Here is a 15,805-nt window from a genome sequence, read left to right on the forward strand (position 1 = left end):
TCTCTATTGTTCTCAAGTTATCACCAGGAAACATTTTATTATTTATGAATCGCAAAATAGTTCTATCGATCGGAATCGCCCTTCTCTTCCTCGCCTTCTATCTTTTTTACCGATTGTTCACCCAAGCCCAGATAGCGACTTCTTCGGAAAGGAGTGAAAACGATAAGGCAAAATCTTATTTTTCCCAAGCGAGTGACGGATTCGAAGTGGATTCGTTTTATCTGGAAAGCTCCAAAAATCTTTTCCAATCGGACGGTGGTTTTCTCAGATTCGATGAAATTATGGCACGTGCAAGGACAGGGGAAATCAATCTGGTATCCGAACTTTGGACACTGCGACGCCAATGCCCGGAAGGAAGCACAAGAGAACAATGCAATGAATACGTAAAGGCATTTCTCAAAAATGAATATTCCGGGGACGAAGCGAATAAGCTTATCTCACTACTCAACAGTTACCTTCGTTATGAAGAAGCCATGTCCCATTACGAACTTCCAGCTAACGCAAGTAATGAAGAGAAATACGAATTGGTCAAAACCTTCCGCAGAACTTTTTTTTCCAGAGACGATGCGGATTTTGTTTTCGGTTTGGAAGAGGCCACGGCGGATTTCAGTTTCAATCGTAGGAAATTTTTGGATGAAACCAAAAATGTAAGCGGTGACGAAAGAATGCGTCAGTATGAAAATTACCGCAAAAAAACATTCGGAGATTATTATGATTCCGTTTCGGCAAGAGAACCGAAATTCGATCGTTATGAAACCGAACTGGAACTCAGAAACAACGAACTGGCAAAACTGGATCCTACTGCAAAGGAATCGAAAGAAAGGGAAGTTCGAACCCGTTACTTCGGTAAAGACGGAAATGATCGTATGGAAAAAGTAACGCGGGAGTTGAAACAAGAAGAAGAAAAAGAAAACCAACTGGCAAAGGAAGAAGCCGAATTTCTTCGGAAAAATCCGAATCTGAAAGGTGATGAAAAAAATCGAAAATTGATGGAACTTCGTACACAAGTCTTAGGAAGCAAAGAATCTGCAGAAGAATATTCCAGACGCAAACAGTACGAAACAGAAATGAAAAATCTGAGTGAATGATCTATTTTTAATCCTGCTCGGAAGCATATTTCTCGCACTTGGACTTGAACCGATAGGCTCAAGTCTGGCAAGCGCACTCGGGCTTGTTTGTTTGATACTGATTTCCGAGGAGATCAAAACCTCGGATTCCATCTTAAAGCCAATCCGCCTCGGTCTTTTCTTTTCCCTTTCCATTACCATTTTCGCATTTACCTGGGTATATACTTCCATTGGCAACTTAACGGGCGCAAGCTGGTTTGTATCGGTTCCCGTATTTATCGTTTACGCTTCGTTTTCCTTCTATAAAATTTTTTTTATTTTTGTCGGAGTTTGGATTTATAAAAAGACCGTTTCCAAAGGAAAAGGATATGATTTTCCTTTCTTTTTGTTTTTAGGTTATCCCTGTCTTGCCGTGCTCAGCGATTGGCTTTCTCCCATGGTATTTCCCGTCTATTGGGGAGATTTTTTCCGAGGGAATTTGATTCTCAGACAAACAGTATCACTTTCCGGAGTGGAGTTTTTAAGTTTTTTCGGATGGTTTCTCGCCGCAGGAGGAATCCACTCCTACCGGTTTTGGAGATCCGGCCGTACCGCAAAAACTGCGAAGGCAAATAAAAAAACAAAACTGGTCAAACCCATTCTCTCAAAGGCTCCGATCTACGTTTATTTAGGGATTTCCTCTCTTATACTATTTTATAATATTCACTCATTGTTTCGAATCCCTGAAACAAGCTCCAGTCTGTTTGCAGCGATCATTCAACCCAATACCAAATACGCTACCTTGGAGAAAAGAGAAGACCAGAGATTTATCCAAACGGCCTTACAATCGATCTTGGATCTTGGTAAAGAAGCGATCCTTCGTTCTCCGAAACCGATTGATCTCTTGGTATTTCCCGAATCAAGTGTTCCCTTTCACGGAACTTCTTCCAAACCGGAATCCAAATCCACATACTCTCCGACTTTCTTAGGAATCTTGGAATATCTGTCCAAAACGGCGAACGCCCCAGTCCTTTATAATGAGCTAATAATCGAAGGAAAGATGCATAACACCGCTAGCCTACTCCAGATGAACACCCTTTCCATCGAACACTATTACAAACAAAACTTACTACCGTTTGGTGAATATCTGCCGATGGAATCTACTTTCCCAATTCTAAGAAAGATATTTCCGGAAGCATCCTCTCATACACCTGGCTTGCGTTCAGGTCTTTTCCAAATTCGGAAAAATATTTCCCAGGTCCAAGCGGACAAATTGTTCTCCAAAAATGAAAATCCATTGCCCTACACTGGACTTATCCAAAATCCCGAAAATCTTGAGGAGCGGCAAAATGATCCCAATGCAAATCAAACCAGGGAAGTGGATTTTACGGTATCACCTTTGATTTGTTATGAGGCGATGGATCCGGGCCTTGTATTGAAATTGTTTCAGGTCCCTCCTTTGGCAAACCAACATACGACTTCCCCGGACCTTTTGGTCAATCTCACCAATGACAGTTGGTTCGAATCGGAAAGAGAGACTTGGCAACATGCGGGAAGCGCCATGTTGCGGGCTGTTGAAACGGGAACACCACTGATACGTTCGGCGGTGACCGGAGTGACAAGAGTGAATGACCCTTGGGGGAGAGAAATTGTTCCTCCCGGTCCGATGGAAGAACAAACGATTCTCTATGCGGAGATTCCCATCATAAAAGGAGGGATTCCGACTATTTATCGGAGCATTGGACGAATTCCTCTTCGAATTTTTGCCATTCTTACCCTGATTTTTACTTTTTTAATGGGACATTATGGTTATACTCTTTCCAACCGAATATAAAAATGAAATTGAAATTTCTGTAGGTAAAGAAAGGCTATTCGAATATGGAATGGGAAAAAGTACTTCGCGACGCTGTGAAAGAGAATTCAATCAAAGAGCTACACTTAAGGAAGGTACCTTCTCTCAAAACTTGTGAAGATTGGAATAAAGTTTCCGAACTGGGAATGGTAGATCACAAAACAAAGTATGCCTATTATAAAGGCGGACTTGTGAAATACGGAGACAGATTATTTTTTGTTTCCCAAGAACGTTTGGATGCGGTATCCGCATTTCGCAAATGGGAGTTCAAATCCAAGATCAAAGTAACTGATCCTGAATTGGTCTCTGATAAAAAATAGATTTTTAAATACCGATTTTAGCGATTGAGGCGAATGATCATATTCAATTTCTCAGCGATCGCTATCACTTCCATCACTTTCGATTTTTCAATGATGATTCCTGTCGGACTCACTTCTTCCAGAACAAACTTTTTGCCTTTGATCTGACCCAAAAGTAGCTCCATCACCAGAGGATCTTTGGTTCTGAGCAAAACGGAATCTTCAGTGATCGTAACGATCGGTAAATTGTTTCCCCAATCATCCAATAAAAATAATAAGTTCTGTGCCAGTTCGGCTTTGCTCGACTCTCTTAAAAACTGAACAAAGGTGTCTTTTTCATATCCCAACAAAATTCCCAATTGGAAAGAATCTTTGGTCAATACAAACGTATACACCCGATCATAATCTTTCAATTCGCAGAAAGCTTTGAGTAGATGAATTCCATTGATGGAAACACGATCAGGGAACGCAATAATGGAAAAGTCAGGGTTGATTGTAATTCCGCCCTTCTCCGTTACCGTAGTAAGAGGATCATGGTTGAAATAATGTTTTCCAAGTTCGGCTAAGGTAAGATTTCTCTGCGGATATTCTACTTCGATGAGACCGAATAACTGAAGATAGAAGATGGCGGAGATGATTTCTTTTCTAAGATCGGCAAGATCTTCTTCATAGGTTTTGATCTGAAACGTAGGAGAAAAAACCAAATGATCACGGACTATATGGGAAAAAATAACGGATACGTTGATCTTTCCGTGTGCCATGATCAATTTTACGGTTTTGTCTAAGATCCCTTTTTCATAAAAAGGAACCTCTGCCGCAGTGAAAACCTCCGGAGGGCTAAGTCTTCTGGTGCGCGCTTCATTCACTTCGTGAATCACGGTTTTCATAATCTCAAAAATATCTTTTTTGAGAAACTCATCCGTTTCGCTGGTTAAAATTACGTTTTCGCCTTTGATATCAACATAACCTAACAGCTTCAAGATGGGAAGGATCAGTTCGATTTGATATACTTGGCTTTTTTCCGGAAAAATTTCAATGTCAGGAGAAAGTAACTCGGTCTCAGTACGTTTGTGATCGGCTTGTTTGATTTTTCCAGACTTGGCGAGGTTCAAACCTTTTCTGGAGATATAGGAAATGAGTTTTTTAACGTTTAGGAAAAAATCCAAACCATTGGCACTGAGTTTTTCCTGACGGACCCTTGTTCCCTTTTTGACGGGAGGGTGGATGGGAGAAAATTGCAAATGATCCAAAACTTCTTTCGGAATGACTACGACACGAATGAAACGGTCTTCTACAAAGTAAATATCCCGAACCAAATACAACGATGTCAGTAGAGGAATCGATTGTTCAAAGCGCCCGCGATTGACAGTGATATAATTTCGGATCGTATCCGCTTCAATCACACCACCATGAGTATAAATCTTATGAAGAACATCACGATCAAAGTCACCCAAAGAATCCAATAACGCTTGTAAAACATCTTTGGAAAGAGCATATTGAAGAAAATTTTCAATAGTGTCTGATTTTTTAGCACCGATTGCTTCTTTCCATTCCGATGGAATTTCCGCATAGGTAGCTTTTGCGAGCGCCTTCTCAATGGAGAATTTGAACTTTTCTCCTTTGGGATTGGGCTCGACTTTGATGAGTTTAAGATACTCATCGTAAGCATGGTATTTATCTAAATTATTAGTAAGACGTTCTCTGTTCTTTCTTTGGTAGAGAAGATAGTATTTGCGTAAAACATTCAATTCCATCTCTACGTTGATGGGAGGAATGTTGACTTTTCGGGAAATTTCTCCGAGAGTCATCACCCCTTTGTTTTTCAAAATCGAAGTCAATATATTGACTTGGAGGGGGGTGAATTTTTCTAAAATCCCCTTTAGGTAAAACTCATTTTGGAAAATCTCCAAAATGCCTAAAATCGTAGATTTTTTGTCCTTACCTGGTAATTTTTGAATGTTCCAGAGAGATGCGACTTTCTTGATTTCGTTCAGATCGAGCTTTTCCAGCTCTTGGTACAATACACTCTCTTGGCTCATAGTGGGCATTTTTCGTGTTTGGATTAGTTTTTAGAGGTCGGCTAATCCTGCAACTCTATTTCAATTAGAGGAAGGATGCGGATTTTCGTGTTTCTTTGGCAAGTTCCCCCACTAAATTTGCCCTATGGAATCTCTATCAGACTACTTTTCTTTTGGAATTCACTCCAGTGCAAGGGTGATGCACTCAAGTATCGTTTTCCTCGGCCAAGCGGCCCAGATTCTTACCAAACTTGCCACAGGCAAAGCAAACCATAAAGAAATCGCAATTACGCTCAGACAAACATTCGAATCCTTAGGTGCAACCTATATCAAGCTGGGTCAATTCATAGCGAGCGCTCCCTCCCTCTTTCCGGAAGAGTATGTGGAGGAGATGCAAAAATGTTTGGATTCGGTCCGCCCGGTAGCTTACAGAGACATTCGGTCCATTGTAGAGCGGGAATTAGGTGACAAACTGGAAAATCTATTCCGCTATTTTGAAGAAGCCCCTCTTGCTTCCGCATCAATCGCTCAGGTCCACGCAGCAATCACCAAAGAAGGATTAGATGTTGTGGTAAAAGTACAAAGACCGGATGTACATACCACTTTGAAAACGGATATGCAGATACTCGGACTACTTACCAAAATTTTAGAGTGGATTGCTCCCGAATTCAAAAAATCGGGACTTACCGGAATGTTCTCTGAATTCCAAACATCCATCATGCAAGAAGTGGATTTTATCCAGGAAGCCAAAAACATAGAAGAGTTTGAAGCGTATCTCTTGAGTGTAAATGAAGAAAGAGCAAGAGTCCCAAGAGTCTATCACGGGCTCTCCAACAAACGAGTGCTCACTATGGAACGTTTTCACGGAGTTCCCATCACGGATGAAGCAGGGCTTCGCCAATATTCGAACAATCCGAGAAAGGTATTGAATGATGCCCTGGAGATCTGGTTCTCTTCCCTTGCTTCCAAAGGTTTTTTTCATGCGGATGTTCATGCAGGAAATGTAATGATCTTGAAAGACGGACAAATCGGGTTTATTGATTTCGGGATTGTAGGAAGAATTTCACCCAATGTCTGGAACGGACTTATGTTATTCACACAAGGAATCGGGATGGGAGAGCCTAGCCTTGTTGCTCAAGGACTCGTAGCCATGGACTCCACTTCGGAAGGAGTAGATCCCAAAGTTCTCGGGGAACAATTGGAAAATGTTTTTAATGAAATGGAAACAGTTTACCAAGCGATGGCTCTCGGCGAAGCAAGTTCCTTTGATGAATCCAAACTTAATCGTTTGATGTATGATCTCAAAGATGTAGCGGAACAAAACGGACTGAAGATCCCGAGAGAGTTTGCGCTTCTTATGAAACAGATGCTCTATTTTGACCGTTATGTAAAAACTATGGCACCTGAAATCAATCTCTTTCGAGATACGAAAAAATTTGTAAATACCTGAGTCCGTCCTATATACAATGTCAAAAGAATTTTTTGTTTTGTCCGAACTGCCTAAAGATGCAAGAGGTGAAATCATTGAGATGAAAAGAGAGTCCATTTCAGATTCCTTTATCACCGAACTTTTGGAATTGGGATTATTTCCGGGAGCCAACTTCAAAGTTTTGGATAAAATCGAAAGTTTGGGAAAGATGATAGTTCTTACAAACGGAACCAAAATAGGATTACGTTTGCTTGATTGCAGGTTCATCTCAGTCAAAGTTTTAGAAGTAGATCACTCGTAGCATATATGTCACAATTACCCATTTATCTTGTTGGAAATCCCAATTGCGGAAAAACCACTCTATTCAACCAACTAACAGGACTTCGGCAAAAAACGGGAAACTTCAGTGGAGTGACTGTGGAACGGAAGTCAGGTAGAATGTTTCGCGGAGAGGAAAGTGCGGAAATAGTAGATCTCCCCGGAACCTTCGGTCCGGGAGGAGGTTCCAAAGACAAACGGATTACCTACGACATTCTACTGAAAAGAACGGAAGACACGGGAGCAATCTATGTATTGGATGCTCTCCATCTGGAAAGGGGATTACAATTCTTATTACAAGTTATGGATATGGGAGTGCCCATCTTCCTTGTTTTGACAATGAAAGATGTTTTGGAGAAAAAAAACATCAAACCCGATATAGCTTTATTGGAAAAGATTTTGGGTTTGAAGATATTTTTAGTCAATGCCAAGTCGGGAGACGGACTCGGCGAATTGGAAAAAGCCATCTTTGATCCGAATTCTTTTCGAATTCAAAAACGACTTTGGACTTGGGGAAAAAAGGAAGAAAGTTTTTTTGCGAAAGCAAAAGAACATTTGGGAATTGAAAGTAACGCGAGCGAATTCTTTTTATCACAGGCCCTTAAGGTTCTTTCCAAAGAACCGAGCTTGAAAGAGTCCGATTATCTGGACTCCTTTCCCCAAGAAACAAGAGTTTGGCTAGAAGAGGAAATGAAAAAGACGGATTATCTATTTACCTACCAGGAAGAAATCATTCAAAAATCCTTTTACATAAAATCCGTTGTAACTAGAATCCTGACATTTACTTATAAGGAAGATTTCCTTTGGGAAAAGAAAGCGGATTCGGTCTTGCTGCATCCCTTTTTCGGATTCGTATTCTTTTTTACCATTATGGGAATTCTATTCCAAACCCTGTTCAGTTGGGCGGAATATCCGATGGACCTCATAGAGTCGGGAATCCAATGGATGCAAACAAACATCAGTTTGTATTTACCGGATGGTCCTCTCAAATCCTTATTCATAGATGGCATATTAGGTGGTGTGGGGAGCGTGGTAGTATTTGTTCCTCAAATCGCACTTTTATTTACTTTCTTGGGACTCTTGGAAGAGTCAGGGTATTTGGCACGTGCCAGCTTCCTTATGGACAAACTGATGGGAAGATTCGGATTGTCGGGAAGATCCTTTATACCTCTTCTTTCTTCTGCAGCCTGTGCAGTTCCTGCCATCATGGGGACAAGGACCATCGAAAACAAGTCGGACAGGTTCACTACGATTATGGTTTCTCCCTTGGTAATGTGTTCCGCAAGATATCCTGTTTATATTCTGATAGTAGGAACGATTTTTACATTCCCATCGTTTTTCGGAATTATCAATATCCAGGGACTTGTTTTATTCGGAATGTTTTTATTGGGCCTTCTCACTTCTCTTGTAGTTGCGCTTATATTCCGCAAAACAGTGTTTAAAGAAGACTCTTCTTATTTCATTATGGAATTGCCTCATTATATGTGGCCTTCTTATAAAAGTATCGCAAATTCGGTGTATCAAAAAGTAAAAGCGTTCTTGCAATCCGCAGGGCAAATCATCCTTTATATCTCCATCGTATTATGGTTTCTATCCACATTTCCCGCCAGTTACGAAAAGGAAGAATGGAAAACAAGTCCCATCGAAGATTCCTATATCGGAAGACTGGGCAAGACCATTGAACCGGCACTCGTTCCCATGGGATTCGATTGGAAAATAGGAATCTCTATTCTAACTTCTTTCGCAGCCAGAGAAGTGATGGTCTCCACCTTAGCCGTATTATACGGCACGGAAGATAGCGAAGAAAGCGAGGGTCTCCGGGAATCTCTCCGAAAGGAAAAAAGAAAGGACGGATCCAAACTCTGGACCCCTCTGACCGGAATCTCACTCCTGCTGTTTTTTGCCTTTGCAAGCCAATGTATGTCAACACTTGCAGTGGTCAGAAAGGAAACAGACAGCCTTCTTTGGCCTACGGTTCAGTTTTTGTATATGACGGGACTCGCTCTTCTTTCCTCCACACTGGTCTATCAGCTGGGAAAAGCTCTTGGTTTCGTTTAATTTACCGAAAATGAAACTAAGAGGCTCTCCTTGGATTTTAGAATCGACAATCAAGTTTTAACAAGAAATACCAAACCTTACCTAATCGCAGAAATCGGACTCAATCATAACAACGATTCGGAGATCGGTAAAAAAACAATTCGCGCTGCCAAAGAAGCCGGTGCGGACGCGGTGAAATTTCAATCCTATGTTACGGAAGATTTCGTAGATCCCAAAAACCAGGAAGCCAAGTTTCTATTTGATATTTTCAAAGAATACGAATTGTCCGAAACAAAACACAGAGAGTTCCAAAAGACAGCCATTGAAGAAGGATTGGATTTTTTTTCCACTCCGCTTGACTCAATCTCCGTTGATTTGCTTGTCAGTTTGAAAGTCCCTGTTTTGAAAATTGCCTCGGGCGATATTGTAAATTATCCTCTTCTTAAAAAAGCGATCGACACAAAACTGCCATTAGTTGTCTCCACAGGTGCAGCTTTGCCTTTTGAAGTGACTCGTGCCTTGGATCTTTTCAAAGAAGAGAACGCAGAAATTGCCTTATTGCATTGCGTTTCCCTTTATCCGACACCAGCAAACAAAGCCAATCTGCAAACCATTCCTTATTTTTTAGAAACGACTCCTTATGTGGTCGGATTCTCCGATCATACGGACGGATTTCTCGCGGCAAGTGTTGCCGTAGGACTCGGAGCAAGTATCATTGAAAAACATTTTACATTGGACCGGAGTTTACCCGGCCCCGATCATACGATCTCTCTTGACCCGGAAGGTTTCAAACTTCTCACTAAATACATCCATGACGCTCATTCGATGCGAGGTGTGTTCGGAAAAAATACCCATTCGGAAGAAACGAACGGATGGTTTTACGGAAGAAGATCTTTGTATAAAAAAGAATCGGGAATCGTTGCTATGCGACCGGCACTCCATACAAAAGACAAAACCGTTTTGGAAGCTTGGGACTATAAAAAAATAGACCCCTCTTCCATTCGGAAAGAAGGGCCTATTCGTTTTCACACAGACTGAAGTTTTAAACTAAAACCCGAGGAATTATATCTTTTGGATCAAACGATCCAAAAGAGCTTTCAGGAATTTCGGATCGGGAGTTCCGCTATCAATTCGTTTGTCGTTGATGTACAAGGAAGGAGTGGATTGGATTTTTAATCTTCCTGCTTCTTCGATTTCCTTATTGAGTTGATCCGCAGCTTCCTTCGAACTCATACAAGTTTTCAATTGATTTACGTTCAAAGAAAGAGTATTTGCCAAGTTAAGAATTGTGGAAGTAGTATGACCTACACCTTTCTCAGTGTTATCATATAAACCGGTATACATCGCATCAAACTTGCCTTGTTTGTCGGCGCAAATGGAAGCAACGGCGGCAACGCAAGAACTTGCTCCCGGTCTAGGTTCTCCTACAAAACGATTGCAAGATCCATCCAATGGAAAATTGCGATACACGACTCTAACCATTCCGTCGTATTCACCGAGCACTGTGCGTAAAATATGGGAAGTATGAAGGCAGTGGCCGCAATTGAAGTCCGCATATTTAACAATCGTTATTGGGGCATCTTTTTTGCCAAGGCTGGGAGAACCGGATAAATCTATATTTAACTTTTCACCCGCTTCATAATCGGAAATCTTTTTGGAAATATCCGAACTATCAAGTCCTCTGCTGGAACCCATCGTGCCGGCAGACGGTGCTGTGGAAAGTTTGGAAGTTGCAAATCCTAGAGAGAACGTAACCAGGAAAGCGGTGAAAAGAGTTCCAATCGAATTTTTAACGGAAGATTGCAATTCTTTAAAATCGGCACCCGATTGTTTGATCAGTAAAAAACCTATAACGCCAAGTGCGATCGTAACGATATAAGTAAATCCGCAAAGCCTGCAAACAGTTCCGATCAGTCCTACGGAAATTCCAAACAAAACGACATCAACAAACAAGGCCAATGCGGTGAGAGAAAAAATGATCAAACTTCTTTGTTTGAGAGAATCCTGGTGTTTGGGAGAAAGATTCAAACCGAATAGAAAAATCAAGGTTCCGTAAAAACCAAATCCAAGTAATGCGACAGGGATATCACCTATGAAAGGAATACCTCTGATCGCAGAATAACTGCTTTGCGCCACTTGCAGACAAGAGTCACCGCCACCGGTTATACTACAGAAGGAATTTCCCACATTTTCAGTACCTTGGCCGAAATACTCGATCGCCAAGAGAAAGGAAAGTATCACGCCAATAGCAGATACAATCACACCGATAATACTTAATTTTTTAGTATCCATTTAATCCTTTTTTTACCCCAAATTAGACTTTTGAAAATTCGAGAAAAGTTTCTTTTAGATTTATTTTTCCCTCATACACAGCTTTGCCGGTGATTGCTCCGTAGAGTTTACCTTCTGTAATGCGGGACAATTCCTTTAAATCGGAAAGAGAAGAAACTCCTCCGGAAGCGATCAGCTTCAAATCGGAAAACTGATCCAAAAATTCCTTATAGATTCCGAAATTGGGACCGAGCATCATTCCGTCTTTGGAAATATCCGTGAATATGATATGCCGGACACCTGCCTCGTACATTTGTTCCAGAAACTTTGCCGAAGTGATACCGGAATTGGTTTCCCAACCTTTGGTGCGAACATATCCGTCTTTTGCGTCCACACCCACAACGATCCGATCCACACCGAAACGGGAAATTCCGTCTTTGACTACTTCCGGTTTTTCCACGGCAATCGTTCCCAAAATAAAACGATCTATCCCCAAATCATCGAAAAAAAGCATCGATTCAAGGGATCTGATCCCACCGCCTAATTCCAATTTCATACTACAAGAGGAACGGATATTACGAATGGCAACTTCGTTTTTGGACTGACCTGTTTTCGCAGCGTTCAAATCCACTATATGAAGCAACTTGCCTCCGTCTTTTTCAAATGATATTGCCATCTCTTCCGGATGGGAAGAATAAACCGTTTTTTGAGAATAATCTCCTTGGGTAAGACGAACCGCCTCGTTGTCCAGAAGATCGATTGCAGGAATGATAAACATATTATAACTCTATAAAATTTTTGATGATTTGGAGACCGAGTTTATCCGATTTTTCAGGGTGAAACTGGGTTCCGAACACGGAACCTTTTTCCACAACCGCCGGAAAAGATTCCCCATAGTAACGGCAGTTTGCCGTTGTATCCATTCGATCCACACCGATCGGACGATAAGAATGAATGAAGTACATAAAGGATTCGTTTTGAATCCCTTTGAGAAGTTTTGTAGATTTTGTTTTGATCTCGAATAATTTGTTCCAGCCCATGTGGGGAACTTTTGTGAGAGAGGGTTTGCCTTCGAATTTACGGATTTTGCCACGGATAAGGCCGAGTCCGCCGATCAGTTGACCTTTTTTGGAAGTTTCATCGGAGTCTTCAAATAATACCTGATAGCCGATACAGATTCCTAATAGCGGTTTGTTCTCCGCCACGTGTTCTTTCAAAACTTCCGAAAAACCGGAAGCATTCAGATTTTCCATGGCTTTGTTAAAATGACCATCTCCGGGGAGAATGATCTTATCCGCTTTACGGATCTTATCCAAATCCGATGTAAATTCAAACTTGTCAGTATAAAGGGAAACCGCTTTCAACAAGGAATGGATATTGCCCATTCCAAAATCGAGAACTGCGATCACTCTAACATCCCTTTGGTGGAAGGAATCTGACCTAAGGCATTCGGATCGATTGCAATTGCTTGCCGAAGCGCCTTACCCAAACCTTTGAAAATAGATTCGTGAATATGGTGCCTGTTTTCGCCGTAATGAACTACGATGTGGAGGTTCATCTTTGCGTTGAGGGCGAGTTTTTGCATAAACTCCAGAGAAAGTTCCGCATCATAAATTCCGAATTTTCCGTCGATCGGAGGGCCTGTGTATTTGAAGAAAAATCTTCCTCCCAAATCCACTACAACTGTGGTCAATACCTCATCCATGGGAATGGTGAAATGACCGTAACGGAAAATCCCTTTTTTGTCGCCCAGTTGCTTGTGGATCATCTGACCCATAAGGATGGCCGTATCCTCTACGGAATGGTGGCAATCAATCCCTATATCTCCTCTGAGGTGAAGATCCATATCTATCAGCCCATGTTTTGAAATATGGGAAAGCATGTGGTCGAAAAACGGGATTTCCGTATCAAAGCGGTAGTTCCCAGTTCCACGAACATTGAGATCCAATTTGATATCCGTTTCCGAAGTTTTACGGGATTCGATCATAATCGAAGCATGCTTTGCCCAAAAGCCCCCTGTCAACCGAGAAAGAGGACAAAATTAGCTCTTCTTTTCTGCTGAGGGTTCTCTAAGAAAGAACATCCACCAACCCCACCAAATCATAACCTACAAAAATCCACAGGCAGTAGACCAAAGCAATGACTAGAAAAATAAAGATTTGTCTCAGAGAGGAATTCATATAAATGCCAAGAAACTATACTAACACGGCACCTACGGTAGTGTAAATATCCCAATTAGGACAGAATTCAAATTTAATCAGCATGTCATTCGGAGAAAGAAGGAGATCCGAGAGTCAACTCAGGCAAGAGAATACGAAACAATGTTCTACCTTGAACGGATTCCAAAAGAATTTTTCCATTATGCTTATCTATCACTTGTTTGGTGATATGCAAACCCAAACCCGTTCCCTCCCCAGCTGATTTGGTTGTAAAGAACGGTTCAAAAATCTTTTCCTGCAAAGAAAGGGGGATTCCTCTTCCCGTATCTTCGATGGAAATGGAAATATAATTTTCCGATTCAAAATATTCTTTTCGGATTGAGATTTTAATCACTCCTGTTTCTTTCATAGCTTGGATGGAGTTGTGAATCAAATTGGTCCAAACTTGAATCAATTCATCAGGGTAACAAAATATTTCCGGAACCACCGAATAATCTTTTACAATCTCAATTCCCGTTTTGAAAGAATGGGAAAATACAGTCAGAACAGTTTCAATTCCTTCAATAATATCGGTTAGTTTTTTTTCCGCTTTCGGATCGAAGTGAGTAAATAATTTCAAAGATAAAACTATTTTTTCAACTCTTTGAGAAGCGGATAATATTCCTTCCGTTTTCCGAATAAGCCCGAAGAATTCATAGGCCCATTTCCAGACCGGTTCATAGGAAGAATCATTCAAGTATTCCGAATACTCCAAAGGAAGGTGATCAATTCCCATCTCCAATAGGTTTTCTGCCAAAGAAGCAGGATCCTTACTTCCCTTCTCTTCTAAAAAACTGACGATCTCTTTTCTAATGGATCTTTCTTCTTTATAGGAAAGATGTTTTACAGGCAAACGCGCCTGCTCGATCAATTTCAAAAACAAAGCGAGATTTTTTCCATCCAAAGATTTGGAAATCTCGGAAAGGGATTTCATCATAGTTTCCAAGGAAGTTTGCAGATTGTTTGCCGAAACATTAACTACCGTTAGTGGCGAGTTGATTTCATGAGCAACGCCTGCGACGATTGCTCCCAAAGAAGACATTTTTTCCGATTGAACCAATTGATACTGGGCCGCGCGCAAATTGGTTTCGGCAAGATTCATTGCACTCGTGTGCCTTCTGGAAAGATAAAAACTTTGCGAGAGAACAAAAACAAGCAGCCCGAAACTCATAATCTCTCCGCCCAGACTTCCGGTGAACAATAACATAATATCGTGGATCACCGATCCGAAAAAAAAGAGAAGCCCTATCACGAGTGCCTCTCTTCCTTCCAGTTTCGATTTCCAAATTTGATAAATCACATAGAGGCAAACGATAATGGGCAGAAAGGTAACGGAGATCATAGGGTAAAGAGTCAAACTCAAATAATAAGTAGAACCGAAAATGGAAACCAGGATCGGTAAAATATAAATAATCCCGGAAAAATGGATGAATCGGATGGGAATGGCAACGGGGTTTAATGATCTTATATAATATAGTCCGGTAAGTGATCCGGCAAAAAAAGAAAAATAATTGAGCCGCATGCTGATCTCATTGTCTTCCATAGCGGATACAACGGAAAAGATGTTTCTTCCCGTAACTGTTAGGCGGGTGGCCATAAAGAAACAAAAAAGAATAAACAAAACCGAGCTTGGATTTTTTCTGCGAAAACAATAATAACTCAATTGATAAAGTGCGAGTAAAATCAAACCTCCTACAACGAACGACTCTCGCACCAAAGCCAGATTATTTTGGGATTCAAGAACCGCTTTTTTTCCAAGAGTTGGAGGATTCCACATCCCTCCCCGCGCATGATGAAAATTGGAAACCTGAATATAAAGCAGAACTTCCCGACTCGTATCCAAATCAGCCGGAAGGGCAAACAATCGGTCGGTTGTACTGATGACCTCTCCACCATATTCATATTTGGTGATCTTCCCTGATTCTCCGATTTGTTTCCTGTTGATAAAAAATTTTGCAGCGACTCCGTAAACACCGGAGCGGAGCAAAATATCTTCCGTATCTATATTTTGAGGAAGTTTTAGACTGAGAACATACGTGCCCCAAGCATTCCCTTCTTTATCCACCCATTTAGAAATACTCGAATTCCAGTTTTGTTTGCTCGTATCAATGGAAACAGGTTCTTCCGAAGGAAGAGTCTGTCCGTCCAGCCAAAGATAGGGATAAAGTTTCCATTCTCCTCTAAGAGGAACGATTGGTTGTCTATTAAGATCCCAACCGGACAAATCTATCTTGCCATCCGAAATAGGAAATTCCGGGCCCGCCTTCTTGCAGCTAACACTAAAATAGGCGGCAAAAATCAGAAAAATTCGTATATAAGTCAAATTCATATGATCAT

Annotated in this window: 13 protein-coding genes; 7 read left to right on the top strand and 6 right to left on the bottom strand. The window is 41.2% G+C overall.

All coding sequences use genetic code 11. The features are described 5' to 3' along the window. Positions 1 to 44 precede the first annotated feature (44 nt). Genes EHS11_RS09305 through EHS11_RS09315 form a run of 3 tightly spaced genes read left to right on the top strand, consistent with a single transcriptional unit; the run spans position 45 to position 3,218 of the window. Positions 45 to 1,088 (top strand): lipase secretion chaperone, encoded by a 1,044-nt coding sequence (locus EHS11_RS09305; protein ID WP_135764112.1) that lies wholly within the window; start codon positions 45 to 47, stop codon positions 1,086 to 1,088. Further along, entirely contained in the window at positions 1,081 to 2,880 is a 1,800-nt protein-coding gene (locus tag EHS11_RS09310) for an apolipoprotein N-acyltransferase (RefSeq protein ID WP_135764113.1), read from the top strand. Before EHS11_RS09305 ends, EHS11_RS09310 begins: the two co-directional genes overlap by 8 nt. 44 nt (positions 2,881 to 2,924) lie before the next feature. Beyond that, positions 2,925 to 3,218, top strand: a complete 294-nt coding sequence (locus EHS11_RS09315; protein ID WP_109020391.1) for a hypothetical protein — start codon at positions 2,925 to 2,927, stop codon at positions 3,216 to 3,218. Positions 3,219 to 3,235: 17 nt separating this feature from the next. Here the strand turns inward: EHS11_RS09315 and EHS11_RS09320 are convergent, their stop codons facing one another. Next, the gene (locus tag EHS11_RS09320; RefSeq protein ID WP_135764114.1) at positions 3,236 to 5,236 is read right to left on the bottom strand and encodes a helicase; all 2,001 of its coding nucleotides are present in this window, start codon (positions 5,234 to 5,236) and stop codon (positions 3,236 to 3,238) included. Positions 5,237 to 5,360: 124 nt separating this feature from the next. Between EHS11_RS09320 and EHS11_RS09325 the strand changes: the two genes are divergently transcribed. Genes EHS11_RS09325 through EHS11_RS09340 form a run of 4 tightly spaced genes read left to right on the top strand, consistent with a single transcriptional unit; the run spans position 5,361 to position 10,037 of the window. Then, on the top strand, positions 5,361 to 6,665 hold the full coding sequence (locus EHS11_RS09325; protein WP_135764115.1) for an ABC1 kinase family protein: 1,305 nt from the start codon (positions 5,361 to 5,363) through the stop codon (positions 6,663 to 6,665). A gap of 16 nt (positions 6,666 to 6,681) precedes the next feature. After that, positions 6,682 to 6,945, top strand: a complete 264-nt coding sequence (locus EHS11_RS09330; protein ID WP_135764116.1) for a FeoA family protein — start codon at positions 6,682 to 6,684, stop codon at positions 6,943 to 6,945. Positions 6,946 to 6,950: 5 nt separating this feature from the next. Further along, positions 6,951 to 9,020, top strand: a complete 2,070-nt coding sequence (gene feoB / locus EHS11_RS09335) for a ferrous iron transport protein B (RefSeq protein ID WP_135764117.1) — start codon at positions 6,951 to 6,953, stop codon at positions 9,018 to 9,020. A gap of 30 nt (positions 9,021 to 9,050) precedes the next feature. Continuing rightward, on the top strand, positions 9,051 to 10,037 hold the full coding sequence (locus tag EHS11_RS09340; RefSeq protein ID WP_135764118.1) for an N-acetylneuraminate synthase family protein: 987 nt from the start codon (positions 9,051 to 9,053) through the stop codon (positions 10,035 to 10,037). A gap of 24 nt (positions 10,038 to 10,061) precedes the next feature. On the opposite strand, the gene EHS11_RS09345 is transcribed toward EHS11_RS09340, so the two are convergent. The 5 genes from EHS11_RS09345 to EHS11_RS09365 all read right to left on the bottom strand — a co-directional run bounded on the left by EHS11_RS09345 (position 10,062) and on the right by EHS11_RS09365 (position 15,797). Beyond that, positions 10,062 to 11,291 carry a vitamin K epoxide reductase/DsbA family protein gene (locus tag EHS11_RS09345; protein ID WP_135764119.1) on the bottom strand — a complete coding sequence of 410 codons (1,230 nt, stop codon included), beginning with the start codon at positions 11,289 to 11,291 and terminating at the stop codon, positions 10,062 to 10,064. A gap of 22 nt (positions 11,292 to 11,313) precedes the next feature. Next, entirely contained in the window at positions 11,314 to 12,048 is a 735-nt protein-coding gene (gene hisA / locus EHS11_RS09350) for a 1-(5-phosphoribosyl)-5-[(5-phosphoribosylamino)methylideneamino]imidazole-4-carboxamide isomerase (protein ID WP_135764120.1), read from the bottom strand. A gap of 1 nt (position 12,049) precedes the next feature. Further along, a complete protein-coding gene (hisH, locus tag EHS11_RS09355; protein WP_135764121.1) occupies positions 12,050 to 12,679 on the bottom strand; it encodes an imidazole glycerol phosphate synthase subunit HisH in 630 nt (209 codons plus the stop codon). Next, positions 12,676 to 13,257, bottom strand: coding sequence for an imidazoleglycerol-phosphate dehydratase HisB (gene hisB, locus EHS11_RS09360; protein ID WP_135764122.1), 582 nt, complete (start codon positions 13,255 to 13,257; stop codon positions 12,676 to 12,678). The genes hisH and hisB overlap by 4 nt, the downstream gene beginning before the upstream one ends. 278 nt (positions 13,258 to 13,535) lie before the next feature. After that, entirely contained in the window at positions 13,536 to 15,797 is a 2,262-nt protein-coding gene (locus EHS11_RS09365; RefSeq protein WP_135764123.1) for a sensor histidine kinase, read from the bottom strand. Between the last annotated feature and the right edge of the window lie 8 nt (positions 15,798 to 15,805).

This window comes from Leptospira ilyithenensis (assembly GCF_004771005.1).
Taxonomy (GTDB): domain Bacteria; phylum Spirochaetota; class Leptospiria; order Leptospirales; family Leptospiraceae; genus Leptospira_A; species Leptospira_A ilyithenensis.

Bases quoted from the DNA above. Each gene is read 5' to 3' on its own strand.
- EHS11_RS09305 (WP_135764112.1), top strand. From the start codon at position 45: ATGAATCGCAAAATAGTTCTATCGATCGGAATCGCCCTTCTCTTCCTC.
- EHS11_RS09315 (WP_109020391.1), top strand. From the start codon at position 2,925: ATGGAATGGGAAAAAGTACTTCGCGACGCTGTGAAAGAGAATTCAATC.
- EHS11_RS09320 (WP_135764114.1), bottom strand. From the start codon at position 5,236: ATGAGCCAAGAGAGTGTATTGTACCAAGAGCTGGAAAAGCTCGATCTG.
- EHS11_RS09325 (WP_135764115.1), top strand. From the start codon at position 5,361: ATGGAATCTCTATCAGACTACTTTTCTTTTGGAATTCACTCCAGTGCA.
- EHS11_RS09330 (WP_135764116.1), top strand. From the start codon at position 6,682: ATGTCAAAAGAATTTTTTGTTTTGTCCGAACTGCCTAAAGATGCAAGA.
- feoB (WP_135764117.1), top strand. From the start codon at position 6,951: ATGTCACAATTACCCATTTATCTTGTTGGAAATCCCAATTGCGGAAAA.
- EHS11_RS09345 (WP_135764119.1), bottom strand. From the start codon at position 11,291: ATGGATACTAAAAAATTAAGTATTATCGGTGTGATTGTATCTGCTATT.
- hisA (WP_135764120.1), bottom strand. From the start codon at position 12,048: ATGTTTATCATTCCTGCAATCGATCTTCTGGACAACGAGGCGGTTCGT.
- hisB (WP_135764122.1), bottom strand. From the start codon at position 13,257: ATGATCGAATCCCGTAAAACTTCGGAAACGGATATCAAATTGGATCTC.
- EHS11_RS09365 (WP_135764123.1), bottom strand. From the start codon at position 15,797: ATGAATTTGACTTATATACGAATTTTTCTGATTTTTGCCGCCTATTTT.